This window comes from Streptomyces dengpaensis (assembly GCF_002946835.1).
GTDB lineage: Bacteria > Actinomycetota > Actinomycetes > Streptomycetales > Streptomycetaceae > Streptomyces > Streptomyces dengpaensis.
Genome location: NZ_CP026652.1, coordinates 1 through 17,412, shown reverse-complemented (window position 1 = coordinate 17,412; position 17,412 = coordinate 1). Strand labels below are relative to the sequence as shown.

15 protein-coding genes and 1 pseudogene are annotated in these 17,412 nt (G+C 68.9%); 7 read left to right on the top strand and 9 right to left on the bottom strand.

The window, feature by feature from the left end:
• Nucleotides 1-7: 7 nt before the first annotated feature.
• Nucleotides 8-2,217, bottom strand: a pseudogene (locus tag C4B68_RS00080) (transposase).
• Between the two features lie 42 nt (nucleotides 2,218-2,259).
• On the bottom strand, nucleotides 2,260-2,727 hold the full coding sequence (locus C4B68_RS42620; RefSeq protein ID WP_240634081.1) for a TnsA-like heteromeric transposase endonuclease subunit: 468 nt from the start codon (nucleotides 2,725-2,727) through the stop codon (nucleotides 2,260-2,262).
• 1,435 nt (nucleotides 2,728-4,162) lie between these two features.
• Here C4B68_RS42620 and C4B68_RS00070 point away from each other — a divergent pair.
• A complete protein-coding gene (locus C4B68_RS00070) occupies nucleotides 4,163-4,366 on the top strand; it encodes a hypothetical protein (RefSeq protein ID WP_099506670.1) in 204 nt (67 codons plus the stop codon).
• Between the two features lie 10 nt (nucleotides 4,367-4,376).
• Complete coding sequence (locus tag C4B68_RS00065) at nucleotides 4,377-5,093, top strand: helix-turn-helix domain-containing protein (protein ID WP_167458955.1); 717 nt, start codon at nucleotides 4,377-4,379, stop codon at nucleotides 5,091-5,093.
• A gap of 74 nt (nucleotides 5,094-5,167) precedes the next feature.
• Here C4B68_RS00065 and C4B68_RS00060 read toward each other — a convergent pair whose 3' ends face one another.
• Entirely contained in the window at nucleotides 5,168-7,507 is a 2,340-nt protein-coding gene (locus C4B68_RS00060) for a Helicase associated domain protein (RefSeq protein ID WP_143674577.1), read from the bottom strand.
• A gap of 1,141 nt (nucleotides 7,508-8,648) precedes the next feature.
• Between C4B68_RS00060 and C4B68_RS00055 the strand changes: the two genes are divergently transcribed.
• The 3 genes from C4B68_RS00055 (at nucleotide 8,649) to C4B68_RS00045 (ending at nucleotide 10,508) form a co-directional block, all read left to right on the top strand.
• A complete protein-coding gene (locus C4B68_RS00055) occupies nucleotides 8,649-9,212 on the top strand; it encodes an RNA polymerase sigma factor (RefSeq protein WP_099506667.1) in 564 nt (187 codons plus the stop codon).
• On the top strand, nucleotides 9,209-9,952 hold the full coding sequence (locus tag C4B68_RS41540; protein ID WP_167458954.1) for a hypothetical protein: 744 nt from the start codon (nucleotides 9,209-9,211) through the stop codon (nucleotides 9,950-9,952). The genes C4B68_RS00055 and C4B68_RS41540 overlap by 4 nt, the downstream gene beginning before the upstream one ends.
• 88 nt (nucleotides 9,953-10,040) lie before the next feature.
• Nucleotides 10,041-10,508: a hypothetical protein gene (locus C4B68_RS00045; RefSeq protein WP_099506665.1), complete on the top strand. Its 468-nt coding sequence runs from the start codon at nucleotides 10,041-10,043 to the stop codon at nucleotides 10,506-10,508.
• A gap of 242 nt (nucleotides 10,509-10,750) precedes the next feature.
• Here the strand turns inward: C4B68_RS00045 and C4B68_RS00040 are convergent, their stop codons facing one another.
• Nucleotides 10,751-11,161, bottom strand: coding sequence for a helicase associated domain-containing protein (locus C4B68_RS00040; RefSeq protein ID WP_240634080.1), 411 nt, complete (start codon nucleotides 11,159-11,161; stop codon nucleotides 10,751-10,753).
• A 251-nt stretch (nucleotides 11,162-11,412) separates the two neighbouring features.
• Nucleotides 11,413-11,697, bottom strand: a complete 285-nt coding sequence (locus tag C4B68_RS00035; protein ID WP_099506664.1) for a hypothetical protein — start codon at nucleotides 11,695-11,697, stop codon at nucleotides 11,413-11,415.
• 15 nt (nucleotides 11,698-11,712) lie between these two features.
• On the opposite strand from C4B68_RS00035, the gene C4B68_RS00030 reads away from it, so the two are divergent.
• A complete protein-coding gene (locus C4B68_RS00030; protein ID WP_240634644.1) occupies nucleotides 11,713-12,774 on the top strand; it encodes a nucleotide kinase domain-containing protein in 1,062 nt (353 codons plus the stop codon).
• Between the two features lie 9 nt (nucleotides 12,775-12,783).
• On the opposite strand, the gene C4B68_RS00025 is transcribed toward C4B68_RS00030, so the two are convergent.
• Genes C4B68_RS00025 through C4B68_RS00010 form a run of 4 tightly spaced genes read right to left on the bottom strand, consistent with a single transcriptional unit; the run spans nucleotide 12,784 to nucleotide 15,208 of the window.
• Complete coding sequence (locus C4B68_RS00025) at nucleotides 12,784-13,572, bottom strand: thymidylate synthase family protein (protein WP_240634078.1); 789 nt, start codon at nucleotides 13,570-13,572, stop codon at nucleotides 12,784-12,786.
• A 54-nt stretch (nucleotides 13,573-13,626) separates the two neighbouring features.
• On the bottom strand, nucleotides 13,627-14,523 hold the full coding sequence (locus C4B68_RS00020; RefSeq protein ID WP_099506663.1) for an ImmA/IrrE family metallo-endopeptidase: 897 nt from the start codon (nucleotides 14,521-14,523) through the stop codon (nucleotides 13,627-13,629).
• Nucleotides 14,520-14,927 carry a helix-turn-helix domain-containing protein gene (locus tag C4B68_RS00015; protein WP_099506662.1) on the bottom strand — a complete coding sequence of 136 codons (408 nt, stop codon included), beginning with the start codon at nucleotides 14,925-14,927 and terminating at the stop codon, nucleotides 14,520-14,522. The genes C4B68_RS00020 and C4B68_RS00015 overlap by 4 nt, the downstream gene beginning before the upstream one ends.
• Complete coding sequence (locus C4B68_RS00010) at nucleotides 14,924-15,208, bottom strand: phosphopantetheine-binding protein (RefSeq protein ID WP_167458953.1); 285 nt, start codon at nucleotides 15,206-15,208, stop codon at nucleotides 14,924-14,926. Before C4B68_RS00010 ends, C4B68_RS00015 begins: the two co-directional genes overlap by 4 nt.
• Before the next feature lie 99 nt (nucleotides 15,209-15,307).
• On the opposite strand from C4B68_RS00010, the gene C4B68_RS00005 reads away from it, so the two are divergent.
• Nucleotides 15,308-16,183: a nucleoside triphosphate pyrophosphohydrolase family protein gene (locus tag C4B68_RS00005; RefSeq protein ID WP_099506661.1), complete on the top strand. Its 876-nt coding sequence runs from the start codon at nucleotides 15,308-15,310 to the stop codon at nucleotides 16,181-16,183.
• Nucleotides 16,184-17,412: the final 1,229 nt, after the last annotated feature.

The window sequence follows — 17,412 nt, the reverse complement described above, 5'->3', positions numbered from 1 at the left end:
GGGGTGTTCACCATTGCTCGGCCTCCGCTTCGGCGTCCCACAGCCCGTATCCGTCTACCCCCGCCGGCCTCATGTCCGTACCGTCCTGTTTGTGTGTGCCGGTGCCGGTGCCGGTGCCGGTGCCGGTCGCCGGGTCGGCGCCGATGGGATCGTCCAGGCTCTCGCTCCAGTCCAGGCCCGGCGTCGGGCCGCCGTGCGCACTGTGCGTTCCGCTGTCTGCCTGGGTGACCGGCGCATGGCCGGCGGTCTCTACGGCCGGGTCGGCGGTCTGTGTATCGCGTGCTCCTTGCTGACCTGGCAGGTCGGGCAGTGTGGACAGCTGTGCTGCGCTGCTGGTGGGGCGGGTTTTCCTGCGACGGCTGCTGTGGTCCGTTTCTGCGGGGCCGCGGGTGCGGCGCAGGAGCTGGTCGAGTGCGTCGGCGAGGTCGGCTTCGTGCTGGTCGCGGCCTGCGCGTTGTTCGACTTCGCTCTGGACGTGGCGCCAGGTCTGCTCGTCGAAGGGCTGGTGGACGTGGTCGCGGTGGATCCAGGGGATTGCGTGGAGCTGTCCGTCGGTGAGGCGGATCCAGATCTGGCGGGCGTCGTGCGGATTGTGGTGGATCCCACTTGCCGTCCTTGCCGCGTGGGGCGAGCGCCGGCCGCGGTAGGGGTTGAGGACGGGGTGGTTGTAGGTGCGGTGGTTCAGACGGATACCGCGGTCGGTGATGGGCTGCCAGCGCACGGGCAGCAGTTCGAGGTAGTCGGCCCCCGTCAGCGGCACGGGGACGTATCCGCTGAGGGTGATCAGCGCGGCCCACATCTGGTTCGGTGTGAGGGCGGTCTTGGGCAGGACGGGGTGGCGCAGTCCGTCGTGGGGCCGGTTCTGCCACCCGCAGGTGATCCATTCGTCGAGGAGGTCCTGCAACTGCGGGACCGTCCACCGTGCCTCGCGGCCACGTCAGGGCCGCGTCTGAGGGGGCTGGAGCCGGTGTGGCCGGCGACGTGCTGGCAGAACAGGTCGTTGATCGCGCCGAAGGTCCGTTCCACCACGGCCTTGGCCTGCGGGCGTCGGGGTGGGGCGGGCTGCACGCTCACTCCGAGCATCTCGCAGGCGGCGACGAAGCAGGCGGAGAGGTAGATCTTGCCGCGGTCGACGACGATCGTCTCGGGCACGATGACCGGGCGGGCGGCCGCGCCCTCCAGCCGTTCGTCCAGCGACAGCATCCGCTCGTAGGGCACCTCGGCCCGCGACAGATGCAGCGACTGAGGCCAGGTGGGCCGTGCTGGGTGGGGGACGGCCATCTCGGCCAGGAGCAGGGCGGCGTCGACGGCTTTGGTGCTGTGCGGGCGCAGCACGGCGGCGAGGATGGAGCGGGTGGCGACGTCGACGGCGATGGTCAGCTCCGGCCGCCCGAGGGTGCCGTCCTCGAGGACGGCCATGATGTCCAGGCGGGTGGTGTCGATCTGCACCTGTTCCCCGGGCCGTAGCACCAGCGGCGCTGAGGGCATGCGGGCGGGTGCGGTGGCCGTGTGCGCCGCCCGGCCGGGCAGCTCGGCCGGGTCGGCGAGGGCGTTGACCAGCCGGTAGAACGACGACGGCGGCGGCAGCGCCACCGCTTGCGGCCCGTGCAGGTCGTCGAGGATCTGCCCGGTCAGCACCCGCAGTCCCTTCACGGTGCCTCTCGACCGGCCGCGCTGACGCCGCAAGGCCTCCAGTACCGCGGCCACGACCCGTTCGTCGGCGCGGCCGGCCGGGCGGGCGGAGCGGACGGTGCGTTTGTCGACCAGCCCCCACAGGCCCTGCCGGCGGGCGAGCCGCATCCGCTCCACCGTCGTGCGGGTCACCCGGGCAAAGCCCAGCAACGTCAGTTCCCTGGCCTTGGCAGCGTCCCGCTCGGCCAGCGTCCACCGCTTCGGGTCGTACTGCGGCCTCATCGTCTGGCCGGCGCGGCTTCCTGGCGGATGCGGCCACCCGGTCTCCACCTCCCGGATGTGGGGCAGCCACGCCAAAGCCCGCTGCTGGGCGGCCGCCGGCACGGTCTCGAACAACCCCCACTGCGGGACCGCTTGCGGCGCCCGCGCGCCCACTACCTCGAAGCCGGGATCGGCGAACAAATGACCCATCAGCAGGGTCTTCTCGGCACCGTTCTCCTGCACCAGACAGAGCTGCTGGCCCTGCAGAGCGGCCACCTGCCAGGTCTCTCCCCGGTGGACAACATGTGCTCCGACCGCCACCACCGGCCGCCACCGCTCTTGCTGCCCTGTCACCGGGCTCCTCCCTCACCGCGCCCACCGCGCCCGCCGCCAGGGCAGAGGCATGCCTGCCGCTGCCGCTGGCGGCGCAGGTGCGGAGCACCGTCTGCTGGCCGAGCGGTTCATCGAGCGACGCCACCAACTGCCCGGCCCACAGGCGTGGTACAGGGCCGGTAAGACCTGCAGCGGATCGCCCGCCAACGCCACCCCGTCCCCGAGCGGCCGCGGCACCGCGAACACGGCGGCCAGCGCGGACCGCAGCCAGGACGGTCCCTGGTGGCGAGGATGCCGGTAGCCGGCCAGCCACCGCAGATTCGCCGTCCTCACCGCCCCCGGCGGCTCCAGACTCCGGTAGACCCAGCCCACCCGCGCGCACGCCGCCTCCAGCACCATCCGAGCGCGCTGCGTCAGCTCGCTGCCCGCGGTGGGGCTGGAGGGACAGTCGGCCAGCAGGCCGGTGCCGTCCGCGTAGCGGGCGAACAGCTGCGGACCCACGCACGTACGCCCCCACCGGCTGGATCCCGCCACAGGAACCGTGCAGGTCGTGCGGACAGGCCGGTCACCTCGGGGTCGCGGTCCAGCACCATCAACTGGGTGCGCATTGCGACGGATCCGTGCACCACGTGCCGACCGGTTGGCCGACCACCACCATCCGGGCGCACGGCGGCCCCCAGGCGCCACCGGGAAAGCCGATACCGGGGACAGCTCCTCAAAACGCACCGAGCCGGCTGCCAGGTCCCAGGGCAGCTGAGTGAAGCGGCCCCACTCCTCGGTGAAAGCCACTTCCACAGCCAGGCCGTGCATCCCGTGCACCTCGCCGGCACGGCCTAAGGCACGGTCTGCGCCTTCATCTCGTGTCACCTCGCCACTCAAGTCGGGGCCGACTCCACGACGCACACGGATCTGCCCGCTCCCACCCGAACGAGCGGTTCTCAGCTGAACAGCCGGACCGGCCCCCGCGCTTTCACCAGCACACAACTTGGTGGCGCAGGTACGGCAGCGCCCGCCGCCGGAGGAGTCCTTGCAGGGCCACGACGCGCCGAGGCCATGGTGCGGCGTAGCCGGGCTGACGGCAGTCGGCCAGTACCTGACGGCACCTGCGAATGAAGCGGGCCGGGGCGCTGCCCCCGGCAATCACGCCGGGATAGCCTGCCGGGCAACTGCGGCCCTGAGACGGACACAGATACAGGTGAAGCCGATGTCCCGTCCATACGGGCACGGGAATCGGCTTCACCTGGGCAGGTGCGCCAACACCTGCCCGTTCCCTGCTGCAGTGGTTGGAGCCAGTAGCAATCAGGGCGGGCGGGCCGTTTCGCGGCTGCCCGTGATGAGAAGTCTCCCTCTCCAGGAGGCAAAGGAGAAACCCGGATGGCGTGATCCTGAATCAACGCAGGCCAGCGCCCTGCCCCTGGTGGACGCCACCATGCGAAGCTGTCACCCGAAATACCTCCACGAATCCGCCCCGAACGACTACGGAACCCGCCCTGACCTGCGCCGTTTCCTCGATTGTCGGCCCGGAACGCATTGTCAGCAGCACGTGGTAGGCCCGCTCGCAGCGCCGTGACCTGCGACTTCTGCCTGCCCGGCCCGTCCGGGCCGTCCTGGCGGGTCTCGAACCGCCGTGGGTGACGTCCTCTTCGACAAAAGGACTCGTTGGCGCGTTGATGAGGCAATTGACTGATGCCCCCTCAGGAGTGGCGTAGGGGCTGGGAAACTGGCGGCAGTAGCAGCCCATTTGCGCGCAGGGAGCGCCAACTCCCCTTGACCGCACCGGTGCCCCGGTTGGAGCCATAGAGCACCGTCCGGCGATCGGCTGGTCGCCGGACGGTAGTCAGGAGATTGTTCATGGGCAGCAAGCCCCCGGCTGCGTCGCGTACCGCGACACCTTCTTCAACATCGCCACAGAACCGTCCCGTCCGTTCGGCTAGGCATGCCGCACGCGTTCGTGATCGTGGCCTTCGTCGTCACCGCGGCCTGCCTGGCACCCGACGCGCACAACGTCCAGGACGTTTTGAGGCTGCTGGCGGGAGCCGGAGGCATCGGCGCCGCGGTCGTCGTCCTGGCCGTCATGCCGAGCCGCGGCGGCGGTCGGCTCAGCCGCATCGTGCGCGCCTACTTCAATGCCGGGAACTGAGGTGGTGGTGATGGGACGCCGCGAGAACCCTGTCGACCGCACCGTGCCCGCCCGGGCGACGCTCGCCGACTTCCTGCGCGCACGCCGGCATCAGGCGCAGATGACCTACCAGCAGATGGCTCGACGCAGCACATCAGTGTCTGCCGCGACGTTCGAGCGTGCCGCATCCGGCGCTGTCGTGCCCTCCTGGGAGACGGTCGAGGAATTCATCCTCGCGAACATCAGCGACCGGGACTTCTACCTCGAATATCTCATCGACGAGGCCCGCCAACTGTGGATCAGGGCCCGCCGGGCCACGCGCGCCCCGTACTACGTTCGCACGGCACCCGATCCCACGCTGCTGGCCACCCCAGCCGACTTCCTGCGCGCCCTGCGCCGGCAGCACGTGTGGGCCGGTTACCCCTCGCCCGGCGAGATGGAGCGCGCCTGCGGGCCCGGCCGGCTGCCCGCGACCACCGCGCGCCGCATCATCGCCGGCGACGTTCTGCCCGTAGACCCCCAGCAGGCCGTCGCCTTCCTGAGAGCCTGCCATGTGGTCAAAGCGGTCGATCTGGAGCGGTGGCTGGCTGCCGCGGTCCGGATTCTCAGGGACGTCCCGTCCCGGGCCAGGAACCTCGACAAGTGGATCCAGGCCCACGAGCAGTTGGTCCAAAAGGCCCGGACCGAAACCGTGGCCGCTTCGGTCAGCCGACTACCCGCGCCCCACGAGGGGAGGGCGGCCGCTTAGCCGGACGCCACAGCACCCCACCGACACACGAGAGAGCCGGATGCGCGCTGCCTGTCCCGCTGCAGCGCCCCTCCTCAGCCACCATGCGGAGCGGACACGAGCCAGGCGGCCAGAGGCCGCTGCCAGCGAGTGTCGGGTTCGGGCAGGCGGGCACGGCAGATGCGCTCAAGGGTGCCGTCCTCGCGCCAGCGGCCGAAACGCTGCTGGCAGGTCCAAGCGGACCCCAGAGCCTGGGGCAGACGCCTCCACGTCGTCTTCGTGCAGGCGATATGGACGATGGCTTCCAGGATCTGTCGCTCGCAGCGTCGGCGGCCACCGCTATGCGACAGCGGAGGAAGAAGAGCGGACACGGCCCGCCAGGCGGCGTCGCTGATCCGCGGCTGCCACACCGGCGCCTCACCGGCCAGCGGCAACAACTGCTCGACCAGGCTCCGCTGGCCGGGCTGCAACAGCGGCCGCCGCGCCAACTGCTCCCGCAGCCACACAGCGGTGTACTCAGGTTCGGGAGCATCGGGCCACCACACCGTCCCCTTGGGGAGCCCGGTGAGGTGATACCGGGCAGCCCACCAGGTGCGCTGCCAAACAACCGGCCAGGACGGGTTCCACCCGGCATCGATGGCGTCCAGCTGCCGTCCCAGGCGGGTGGGACGGCCGGCGCTGCGCTGGCGGCAGCGCGCCTCGTTCAGCCAGGCCCCCAGAGCGAAACCGTCGACGCAGGTCGGCTTGGAGACGGCGAGGTGGCCGTGCCGGGCAGCGAAGGCGCCCGCAACCTCCAGGCCGTCTGCAGCGGCGCGACGGCGACCGGGCCACGCATGAAAACGCCGCACCTCCGCTGCGGTGAGGCCGAGCTCACCGAGCAGACTCCGCTGCTCCTCGCGCAGGTGCCCGTACTGGCTGATCTGCAGGCGCAGCCACCGCTCCAGCCACGTCGGCAGCCCTGCGAGGTTGCTCCCGCCATCGACCGGCCCGTGCTGATCAACGAAGGCCCGGGCTCGATACCAGGCGCGCTGCCAGTCGACGGGCCAGGGCGGATTCCACCACCTGTCCAGCTCACGCAGCTGCGCTGCCTGCTCCACGGTCAACGCCGCGGCTTCCGCTCGCCGGTTGGCCACCCACCGCCCCAGATCGAACCCCTCCCGTACACCGGAACCGGTGTGCGCGAGGGCCAGATGCCCGACCTCGCGCACGTGACGGCGAGCATGCTCGAGCCCTTCAGCGAACTGCTGAGCACGCCGCTGCTGCAAGTTGCCGCTTCGTCCCTCCCACCGCGGCACCACCGGCCCCACCTCCCACCCACCCCCGCCTACAGGGCCTTGCACCCCACATACACCCGCATCCGTAACGGAGCCCGGGGAACCGGCCAGGAGCCGCAGACCCGCCCCCACCTCCACCGGCCGGTGCACGGCCCGCACCCACCACAGCCCACGCCCCTGCCCCGGCCGTGATCCGATCGCACGACGCTGCTCCCGTACGACCGCCCGCACCCAGGACGTCAACGCCCCATGCCCGTCCTCTTCCAGTTCAACAAGCCACCGTCGCTTCAAACGCTCACCCAGCACCGCGGCAAGGCGCGCATCCACATCCCGCCCCCGCACAAGCCCACTCGCCCCCTCACCGGCCACCAGCTGCCGCACGTCCGGCTCCACCAGGGGACCCGCCACCCCGACAATCTCCGGGAACACCACCACGTCCCGCACCAGCAGCCGCCACTGCTCCGCTCCCCAGCCCACCGGATCCGCATCCCCACCCCACCAGCGGGTAGCGGCTACAACCTCCTCGAGCCGGGCCCCCCACACCTGCTCCCGCTCCCAGAACTCCTTGCGCCCCCACCACTCGCACACCACCGCACGCGCCAGAGCGAACACCTCACCCGGATCCGCCCCGCCCGCCGCCCCGGCCCGAGCCACCCGCCCCCAACGACGCAGCGCCCGCCCCAGCTCCACCGTCAGCCCCGCCACATCGACGAACCGCAGCGGATGCCCCTCACCGACGTCCAAAAGCCACCGGCCGTGCCGCACGCACAACCGCCGCCACCGCGGCCGATACACCCACACCCGCCCCCTACCCGCCCCACGCGAAGCCGCGCACAACGAGCAGCCGAACACCACCGGCCCCCACTCAGCCGCCCCCCGCCGCCACCGCGCCCACCCCTGCCCGTCCCCGCCCCGGCCGGCCAGCGCCTCCCGCCCGGCTCCCCACGACGGCAACGCCTGCGCCAGATACTCCGCCGGGACACCGCACCACCCGGCCAGCTGCTCCTGCGCCGCCTCGTCCAGCAACACCTCACCATCCGGACGCCAACTGTCCTTGCGCTGCACCGGGTTCGACCACCGCCACGATCCCGCCAGGGCACCGGCCTCCAGCCCGTACGCGGCTGCCACCCGGTGCAGGAACGACCACGTCGTCTCGCCCACGGCAGGCGTCACCTTCAGGACTGCCTTCACCCCAACTGCCCTCCGCTCACAACCCGGTATGGCATCTCAGCGCCCCCGTCACCGCAGTCGACGGTCTGCTTGTGCCGGTGTCCGGCGAACGAGTGCCGGGGCCGGGCGGTGTCGGCCCCGGCGTGCCGTCCTTCGAGCGGCCTCTGTGGCCTGCGGAAACGCAGGGATGCCGGTGACGGCGGGGTGAGTTGACCGGCACTGCCCGGCCTGCCGCTCCGAACTGCGTGAGCGCCCGCGGCGCTCGCGCAGCAGGTAGCCCGGCCCCGCCAGAGCGTTACAGGGGCCGGGCTACGGCTGAGAACCCTAGACCGGGCAGCGGAAGTCGAGTCCTCAACCGTCGCACACCAGGTTCGGTCCTCGTGTGCGATCTCTTGTGAAACGACGTCCGTCGTCGACAGGCGCGCCATGGGGGCCTGTCAGCGCACTGGTGACACGGGAGAGCGCCGGTCTGCCGACTTCGCGGTGGGGGCGGCCCGGACCGCAACGGGGAGGCCAGCAGGCTCTGGCAACAGACCCTGCCGTCGCGACCCGTTGAAGGCCACCGCATTGGTACAGGTGAGGGGTGAGTTCGGCGGTTCTGCGCCGGCGAGGTGCTCCGGAGATCGGCCTCTGTCTGATCACGGCCCCGCGGTCTTCTGGTGTTCTTCGTGCTGTGCTGCTTCCGCGGAGCCTTCGCTCTGAGCGCCCCGGCCGGACCGCCTCCACGCCCGTCCCCTTTCGCCCTCGCCCTCGACTCCGGTCTGTTCGACGTGGTTGCGCGGGACCCACAAGTGCCCCTCACAGGCGTGGAATTACCGTTCGGCCGCCAGGTCGGTTGCCCATCGGTCCTCTACCGGCCCCTCTGGCCCCAGGTGTGGGTCCGGACCCCGCGCCGCCGCTGCGCCGAGTTCATGCGGCCGAGCGTTGCTATCGCCGGGCCGGGCTCGTTGAGGCTGGGCAGCAGACGTCGGCAGGGAGGCGTTCTGGGCCGGTGTCCGGCTCTCCCAGAAAAGTCTGGCCGTGGGGTGTAACGAACGGCGCGCGGCGGGCGACTGTTTCGAATCGGGGCGCGTGGCGCCCGCGGCACGCGCGACGGGAAGACCATGACGACCGGTGCACACGGCGGGCGCCCATGACCGGCCACCACCGCAAAAAGGACGAATTCGAGGCGTTCTACAGGCAGTGGTACGCCAACGGGGTGAGATACGGGCGGGGTCGCCACTGGCTGCAGCAGTGGGAGGCAGAGGCCGCCACCCAGGAAGCGATGTCACAAATGTGGACAAAATGGGAGCAGCTGTACGAACTGGAACCAGAACAGCGGAAGGCGTACTTTCTTCGCATCCTACACAGGCGGTGCGTGGACATCATCGACAACAACGTGCGCCAGCGCCGTATCGCCGCGCACGTCGCCCGTGACCAGATCAACGGCGATGATCCCGCCCTTGGCCGCGGCCGCGAGTCGCAGGTCACCGATGGCGAGGCCCTCCCGGAGAACGCCTACGAGATCACCCAGCTCAAGGAACTGATGGCCAAGCTGCCCGAACAACAGCGGCTGAGCATCCAACTCGAGCACGACGGCTACCCGGCCGCGGAACGCGCCATGATCAAGGGCATCAGCGAGAACCTCGAGCGGCAGCACCTGGCACGCGGGCGCGCGAAGGCGAAGAGGATGCGAGACGAAGGGACGGGCCAGTGAACGACGACCGTGACGAGACCCAGGCCGCACCTGCGCCGACGTACCCCCCGCTGCCACCCGCAGGCGAGGGACTGCTCCCGGAGTCCGACGCGGAGTTCGAGGCGGACCTCGCCGAGTTCTTCGCCGAGCCTCTCCCGGACCCGGCGAGCGAGGAGGCGAAAGCCGCCCGCTTCGACGCGATCCTCCAGCGCGGCGAGGAACTCATGCTGTTCGAGGTGAAGAACACCGCGACGAAGAACACCGAGGCGAGGAACACGGGCGTGAGCTCCGGTTCGGCGACCGCCGCGCAACCGGGCACGGACGAGCAGGAGAATCCATCGACGCCGACGATGCCGCACCAGCCGCGGCCGGAGCCGGTTCCCCGCCAGACCAGGCGTGTGATCGTGCCGCCGAAGCCGCAGCGCACCAGCAACTCCGCAAAAAGGCCTGAGAATCGGCCCCGCTTCAGCCCCGTCCGCACACTCGCCCAAGTAGGACTGCTGGCCGGCACCGTCGGCGCGTGCGTCGTGATGACCATCGTGATCTGGTCCGGAGATGCCTCTGCCCCCATCCACCTCCTCGCGAATATTCCTGCCCTGGTGGCCGTGGTCTCCCATCACTACCTGCGCAGCCACCGCGCCAACTCGAAGGTCAGCCTCGAACACGAGGGCAAGCCCACGACCGCCATGCGGATGCGCTCCTACAGAAGGAACCGCGAGCACGCGCGAGACGAGCACAGAAGGAACAGACAACGCGTGTAACGGATGCGGCCTGTGGCCCGACTGGGATGTAACCCCGGTCGGGCCACAGGTTTTTCGGCCTCGGCCACGTGCATAGGAGGAAAGCGCGATGTCATCCCTCAACCCCTCGCCCGGCGCGCCGACGCCACAGGGACAGCCCCTCGGTGAGCGGAACTTCCTCGAGGAGCTCCTCGCCGAGGCTGAGCTGGACCTGGCCGGCCGTCGCGGCGAGGCGGCCGTGGCCGAGGCCGTCCTCGACTTCAAGCGGCACCAGATCGCGGTGATCGAGGCCGACCTCCACCGCCGCCGCCAGCGGATCGCGGTGATCGAGGCGGACGTACGGGTGCTGCAGCGGCACCAGCGCGCCCGCCAGCGCATGCGGTCCCGTCGCGCCCGGCGCCGCCGTGTTCTGCGCACCGCCCGGACGTGCACGCGTATCGCGCTGACGGCTTTTGGCTGTTTCTCATTCACCGTTGCGACCTACCTCTTCATCCATGGGCTGCCGGGCAGCACCGAGATGTTCGGTGCGGCCGCGAGCGCATGGGCGGCGGCCATCGCCCTTCCGCCTGTCCGGTAGGAACCCCGCCAATACACAGAACGCATCGGCCCGGACTCACAAGTCCGGGCCGATGCGTTCCGGCGCCGAAGCACGATCCGCGACGGTCACAAGGAGGCGCACAAGCAGGTAGGGGCAGCGGAAGCCAGAAGCCTCAGCACTCGCGCACCAGGTTCGGGGCCCGGATACGCGATCTCCAATGAAACGACGTCCACGGCCAACAGACACGACACTCCGAGTCCGCTGATGCCTCCACGCCAGGACTACCAGCGCATGCCCAACTCATCGAGCGCCGCGCGCCGCTGCTCGCTCAACTTCCCAGCGCGACAACGGGCGTTGTCCAGGAACGCACCGAGCTTGATTCCCTCCCCGTCTACCAGTTCGACGTGCTTGCGTGCCGGCCGGAGGTGGCCTTCGCGGGCGTGGAACTGTCGGGCGGCCGCGAGGTTGGCGGCCCACCGCTCATCCTGTGACCGCCGCGCCGACACCGCCGCCTGGCCCTCAGCCGCGGGCTCCACGCCGATCGTCTCCAGCAGGAACTGCTGCACAGGCACCAGCCGATCCCAGCCCGCGCGCTGCACGGTGATCCACGCGCCGAGGTCCTCGCCCTGCACGATCCCGCTCAGGGAGGGCGCCCCCGGCCCGCCCGTGGGCGAGAGCGAGCCGGTATGCACGCTGCCAGCCGATCTCCCACGCCGGGCACCGCCCTGGATCGATCTCTGCGAGAGCCTCCGTACGGCTCTCTGACAGCTCCCCGCCATACGGCACGCCCTGGGCGGGGTGTGTCTGAAAGATCGTGTAAGTCCGTGACGTGACAGGTTGGCGGGGGCTCGCCGTGAGTCCCTGGCCTCCGGATCGGACGGACATGAGCGACAAGGATTACCCGGCTGTTGAGCCGGATGAGCTGGTGGGGAGCTCCGCTGAGTCACTGTGCGCGGGTGGGGCCGGGGACACGGACGGTGGGCAGATCGGGGCGTTCGTTGTCCGCGGCCAGAGCGTCGCTGGCCAGGCGTCGGTAGGCGTGGAGAAGTTCCGCGACGGCGTCGGGGTTCGCTTCGGCGGTGGCGACGAGTGCGGCCAGGATCTGGGAGCGGGAAGTCTGTTCGCCGGCGGCGACTGCGACACGCACGAGTATGTCGAGGCGCTGGTCGACATCCTTGGGCCAGGAGACGAGTGTGTTTCGGCGGGGCTGCTGCCACAGCAGGTCCACGGTCCCCCCTTGTCCATGCCAACTACCCTGTATCGAATATATATTGAGCGCATGGTGACGCTGCTGCAAGGACGCCGGACGCCGGAGGGCTCGGGGGCTGCCGCTGCGGCCGGGATTCGTATTGCGGGGCGAGTGCTGCATCCGACGCCGGTGTTCGACACGTACTGGCGGTTCGCTGCGGCGCGGCAGGCGGTGTACGAGACGCGGCTGGCCGGCGGGCCGGGGCCGTGGACGAGCGATCCGATCCTGTCGCGGCACCGGTTCACCAACTGCTACCGGGCCGCGGACCGGGTCAGCCAGGCCCTGATCGGCGACGTCATCTACCGCGGCGAGCAGGAGTGGGAAGAGGTCTTCTTCCGCACCCTGCTGTTCAAGATCTTCAACAAGGAATCCACGTGGCGGCTGCTGACCGGCGCGCTGGGCAAGGTGCGGTGGGACGGCTACGACTACCGGGCCTTTGACCGGGTGCTGTCGCGGGCGTTCGCGGCGGGGGAGCGGCTGTACTCGGCCGCCTACATCGTGCCGCCGCCGCAGCTGGGGGAGGAGCGCAAGCACCGCAACCATCTGCGGCTGCTGGAGATGATGATGACCTCCGGCGCCCCGGAGAAGGTCCTGGCCGCGCCGACGCTGCAGGATGCCTACGAGGTCCTGCTGGGCTATCCGGCCATCGGCCCGTTCCTGGCCTACCAGTTCGTCATCGACCTCAACTACGCCGCCCAGATGCCGTTTTCGGAGATGGACTTCGTCGTCGCCGGGCCCGGCGCGAGGGACGGGATCCGCAAGTGCTTCGGTCCGGCGGCCGACGGCATCGAGGCCGACATGATCCGGTACATGGCCGACACCCAGGACGAGCACTTCGCCCGTCTGGGCCTGACCTTCACGGGCCTGAGAGGGCGCCCGCTGCAGCTGATCGACTGCCAGAACCTGTTCTGCGAGGTCGACAAGTACGCACGCGTCGCCCACCCGGAGATCGCCGGGATCAGCGGCCGCAGCCGCATCAAGCAGACCTACCGGTCCTCGGCGGCGCCGGTGCCAGCCTGGTTCCCTCCCAAGTGGGGCATCAACGGCCCCTGCTGAGACGCGCTCCTATGCGGCCAGAGTCGGGGTGTCGCTCAGCAGCGGCCGTATGGCGGTGATCGGCCCGTCCAGATGGGCGTGCCCGGCAACGACGGTCAGAGTGCCGACGGCCAGGCCCGCTTGGTCCGCAATGTAGGCCAGGAGCCTGCCCAGGCCCAGGTAGTTGCCGTAGGCCCGTTCGAACATGTAGTGGCTGCGATACAGCGCCGCGGCATGCACCCGGCCGTCGCGGTCCAGCTGGAAGGAGCAGTGGCTCAGACAGGGGAAGCCGCGGTACAGGTTGTCGCGGTCGGCGGCATGCACGAGCAGCTCGGCCGGTACGTCGCCATCGTCGGGGTGCGCCAGGTCTGCTTCGTAAGCGGCCGTCATCGGGCCCTTGCCCGAAGCCTGCTTACGCAGGCGGCTGATGATATTGCCGACCTGGTCGATGTCGGTCCTCTTCGCACCGGGGTAGGCGACGAGACGGCCGAAGTAGGTACCGTGGGCATTGCCGGGATAGCGCCGCAGCCTCGGATACATGGCGCGGTAGCGGGCCACGAGCTCGGCGTGGTCGGCGGCCTTCTCGGCGAGAGCAGCCGGGAACAAGGTGCTCGCGATCGTCTCGACGGGTTCGTGCCGCTTGGCGATGCGCAGCCGGTCCAGTTCCGCGCGGAAGGCCGCGTCATCGGCAGTCGGGTCGGCGATGCGCACCACGGTGTGCAGGCCGGTGCGCGACGGGTTGTCCTTGCGGTCAAGGGCGTTGCAGGCGGCGATCCAGGCGCGGGTGAGGTCACGGCCGGTGACATCGAAGCTGATCATTAATCCTCCTGGCACGGTCGACGGGATCAACAAGGAGTCCGGCGCGGGACAACGTCAGTCCGGCCAGACGTCGTGCACACCGGCGCGAGGCGAGTCACGGACCACCGTCAGATGCACCGGCTCGTCCCGGCCGGCCGCGGACACCTCCAGCACGACGGGATCGGAGAATTCGTCGGTCACCATGGCCGCCTCGACAGGCGAGGCCGTCTGCGTTGCACCCGTCCAGCGGGCCAGGCCCTTGGGCAGCGAGACGAAGGCGGCCCCGTCGACGCGCACGATCAGCAGGTCACCGACGTCGGCATGCACCTGCTGCAGATGTGAACTGGCGGTGACGACGTGGACATGGGCGTCTGCCGGCAGGGCTGACCCGCCCGCCAGGGAAGTGCGCAGCGCGGCCGGAGAGATCTTCGCCCACTGGCTTGCACGGTTCGCTTCCAGCAGACGGAGATGCTGCAGGTGCCGCACGGTGCCCGCGTAGGAGGTGCCCAGCTCCCTGGCCAGCCGGTACACGTGCTCCGGGCTGGTCGGCTGCCCTTGACAGATCCGGTCGAGCCCGGCCAGCACCGCGGGGCGCGGCATGAGGAACCAGGCGGCGAACGCCTCCGCGGTCTTCTCCTCGTCCGGCCAGCTGCCGTTGCCCCACCGCAGCGCCGGACTGAGGTCGTCGTCGGCCGCCGTACGGTGCCGCAGATGGTGGTGTCCCAGCTCGTGGGCCGCGGTGTGCCGCTGGGTGACGATGTTCAGGTTGGCGTTGAGCAACACGGCGGGCCCGTTGTCGGCGGGAGAGAAGTAGACACCGAACAGGCGCGGCATCGGCTGCGCCATGCCTACCACTCCGGCCGCCTTCAAAGCCTGGTGGACAGGCACGTACCGGGTGCGGTCGATGCCCAGGTTGCGATGGGCCTGGACGGCCGCGATCCCGGCGATACGGTGCGCCACCGTCCAGTTCACCGCTGCGCGCCCTGCCCGGCGGCACCTTCCTGCTCCTTCTCGGCCGCTCGCCGCAGTGAGAGGTACTCGGCGAACTCCATCACCGTCTTCTGGTCGCCGTCGGTCAACTGGGCCAGTGCGCGCGGCAGTCCGGCCAGGGCGTACTCGCCGGCGTCCGCGTCCTCCTCCTCGGCCAGGAAGTAGGCGACCGGCTGCCGGTACAGACGGGCGAGCTTCTTCAGCTCCAGGCTGTCCACGCGCCGCTCGCCGCGCTCGATGTCGCTGATCGCCGAACGGGGAATGCCGGTGCTGTCGGAGACGAACTGCTGCGACATGTTGAGGTAGTCGCGGGTCTTCTTCAACCGCTCGCCGAGCTGGATGAGTTCAGGATCGCGGGCGCGGGCGTCGGAGGGGGGAGGGGTCATGACTGCTGCCTTTCGATGATGGCCTCCCGCACCGCGCGGGCGAAAGCCCGCACAGACCGGGTGGCCTGCGCCGACTCGCGGTCGGCAGGAATGGCGATGGAGTAGCGCTCCTCAACGCGCGTGAGGATCTCCACAATCAGGAGAGAGTCGACCGGCAACTCTGCTCCGCCTTCTTGGAGTTCGGCGCTCACCTCGGCCGCGGACCGGTCCTGCAGCTCGGCCAGGAACTCGATGAGGACCGAGACGATGTCGTCGATGCCCGGTGTGACGGTACTCAGCACTTCCCCCCAATCGTCTGCATTTCCAACGTCGTTGTCCTAGGATACGACAACGTCGGGAAATCCGACAGCGATGTCTCAAGATCAGACAAGGGAGCAGGTATGGACTTCCAGCGCTACCAACAGGCCGCCATCAAGACCCTGCAACCACCGGCCGAAGACACCGACCCCGTCCTCGTCCCCCTCCTCGGCCTCGCCGGCGAAGTCGGATCCCTCACCACCGCCTACAAAAAACACCTGCGCGACGGACCCGCCTACGAACAGGGCAAACACCAACTACGCGAAGAACTCGGCGACGTCCTGTGGTACATAGCCGCCCTCGCCCACCGCTTCGACCTCGACCTCGACGACATCGCCACCGCCAGCCTGGAAAAGACCAAAGACCGCTGGCGCACCACCCCCGACACCGAACACACCCGCTTCGACGAACACTTCCCCGAACACGAGCGCCTCCCGCGCCAAACCACCCTCACCTTCACCCCCACCCGAGACGACGGCCGCACCGTCATCGTCCTCACCCGAGAAGACGGAACCCCCGCAGGCGACCCCCTCACCAGCGCCTCCCACATCGAGGACAACTACCGCTTCCACGACGCCTTCCACCTCGCCCACGCTGCCGTCCTCGGCTGGTCCCCCGTCACCCGCTTCCTCCTCAGCCGCAAACGCAAAAGCGACCCTGCCGTCGACGAAGCCGAAGACGGCGGCCGCGCCATCGCCATCGAGGAAGGCATCTCAGCCCTCGTCTTCTCCTACGCCGCGCGCCACCGCTACTTCGCCGACATCAAGCACATCGACAACGAACTCCTCACCACCATCGCGCACATGACCGCACACCTCGAGGTCAGCGTCTGCCGCGCCGCGGACTGGGAGCACGCCATCCTCACCGGCTACACCGCCTGGCGCCAGCTGCGCGAGCAGAACGGCGGCACTGTGCATCTGGACCTCGACCGGCGCCTTTTCACCGTCGACCCGCTGTAACCGGTGTAACCCCGGGCCGGCGATGCACACTGTGGTGCCGTGTGCGGAGAGCATGTCGACAACTGTCCACCCCCAATGACCACGCCGATGGCCGCGCATTGCTCAGTGGCTCGCCGTCAGTGGTTCGTACGGTGCCGATCCCATGGAGGCCGCCGAACGCGGTCAGCAGCTGCCAGATCTGGCGATAGCTCAGGGAGCCCGGCCGTTGCCTGGCGTACCTGAGGAGCGTCGAGCCCTCATCCTTGTAGACCCGCGGCAAACCAAGTACGGCTACCTCTCCGGGTCTGTGAGTAAAGAATCGGAAATAGACACTTGCGTAGGGGCTACAGCGTCGTATTTTCCACACTCGACGCTGGGGCATGTGAGCGGATTGCAGTCCCCACCGGACACGCAGCCTGAGTACCCGTTAGACTCCGTCGCAATAAACGACAAAGGGAGCCCTGCACCCCAACCTCATGGCCTACGAAACCAGTTGGGGGGGAGGGCTCCCCTCGCCACGACGCACAGGAGCTCGCCGCATGAGTAAGCCTAACCGGAATCGTCCTAGGAAGGCTCACAGCCGTAGGCATGTCTACCAGCCACGACGCTTTGACCTGCGCAAACTGGCCGGATCGCAACGAGGGAACCCGTTGAGTCAGTTCTGGAACGGCATGAGTTACAAGCTGGGGAGTAGCGTTGTGACACTGCTGGTGCTTTGGTGGACTAACCGGCGATAGCAATGCTAAACGCGATCAATGTTAAGGCCCCAGTGGTTGATTCCGCTGGGGCCTTTAACGATGAGACAGTTGGGTACAAAATTTGTTGTTCGACTCGGAGAGTGCAAACCTCTCCGAATACCAGCTCTACTCGATTTGAGTTGAGTTACAGCCTAGCTGATGAAGTTTGCTGCCGATTGATGGCCGCTAAAGTTGGGGTTGTGCCTACGTCCTTTTTTGATGACGGCAGGAGGCGTAATCCATGGAGGGATCGGCTGACCGCGTTTCAGGTTCCGGAGATTAAGCTTACGTGCAAAGCAATTTGATGGGGCGTTACTGGGTTTAGCAGAAAAAGAATCACATTTGGGTTGACGGCAACCACGGAAGCTAAATCAAAGAGGTGATAGTTCGCCAGGGAGGAAGAAGCGACAGACTTGGTCGTAGCTGGCGGCTTTTCAGGAATTCGCGGAGCGAATTCCTGTTCCTTGAATCGCGGAGCGATTCAAGGAACCGTCACGGAGTGACGGCATATCA

What these genes read in the sequence shown, in the direction of transcription:
- C4B68_RS00070 (WP_099506670.1), top strand. Translation starts at nt 4,163, where the DNA reads ATGCCGCACGCGTTCGTGATCGTGGCCTTCGTCGTCACCGCGGCCTGC.
- C4B68_RS00065 (WP_167458955.1), top strand. Translation starts at nt 4,377, where the DNA reads ATGGGACGCCGCGAGAACCCTGTCGACCGCACCGTGCCCGCCCGGGCG.
- C4B68_RS00055 (WP_099506667.1), top strand. Translation starts at nt 8,649, where the DNA reads ATGACCGGCCACCACCGCAAAAAGGACGAATTCGAGGCGTTCTACAGG.
- C4B68_RS00045 (WP_099506665.1), top strand. Translation starts at nt 10,041, where the DNA reads ATGTCATCCCTCAACCCCTCGCCCGGCGCGCCGACGCCACAGGGACAG.
- C4B68_RS00030 (WP_240634644.1), top strand. Translation starts at nt 11,713, where the DNA reads ATGCCAACTACCCTGTATCGAATATATATTGAGCGCATGGTGACGCTG.
- C4B68_RS00025 (WP_240634078.1), bottom strand. Translation starts at nt 13,572, where the DNA reads ATGATCAGCTTCGATGTCACCGGCCGTGACCTCACCCGCGCCTGGATC.
- C4B68_RS00015 (WP_099506662.1), bottom strand. Translation starts at nt 14,927, where the DNA reads ATGACCCCTCCCCCCTCCGACGCCCGCGCCCGCGATCCTGAACTCATC.
- C4B68_RS00005 (WP_099506661.1), top strand. Translation starts at nt 15,308, where the DNA reads ATGGACTTCCAGCGCTACCAACAGGCCGCCATCAAGACCCTGCAACCA.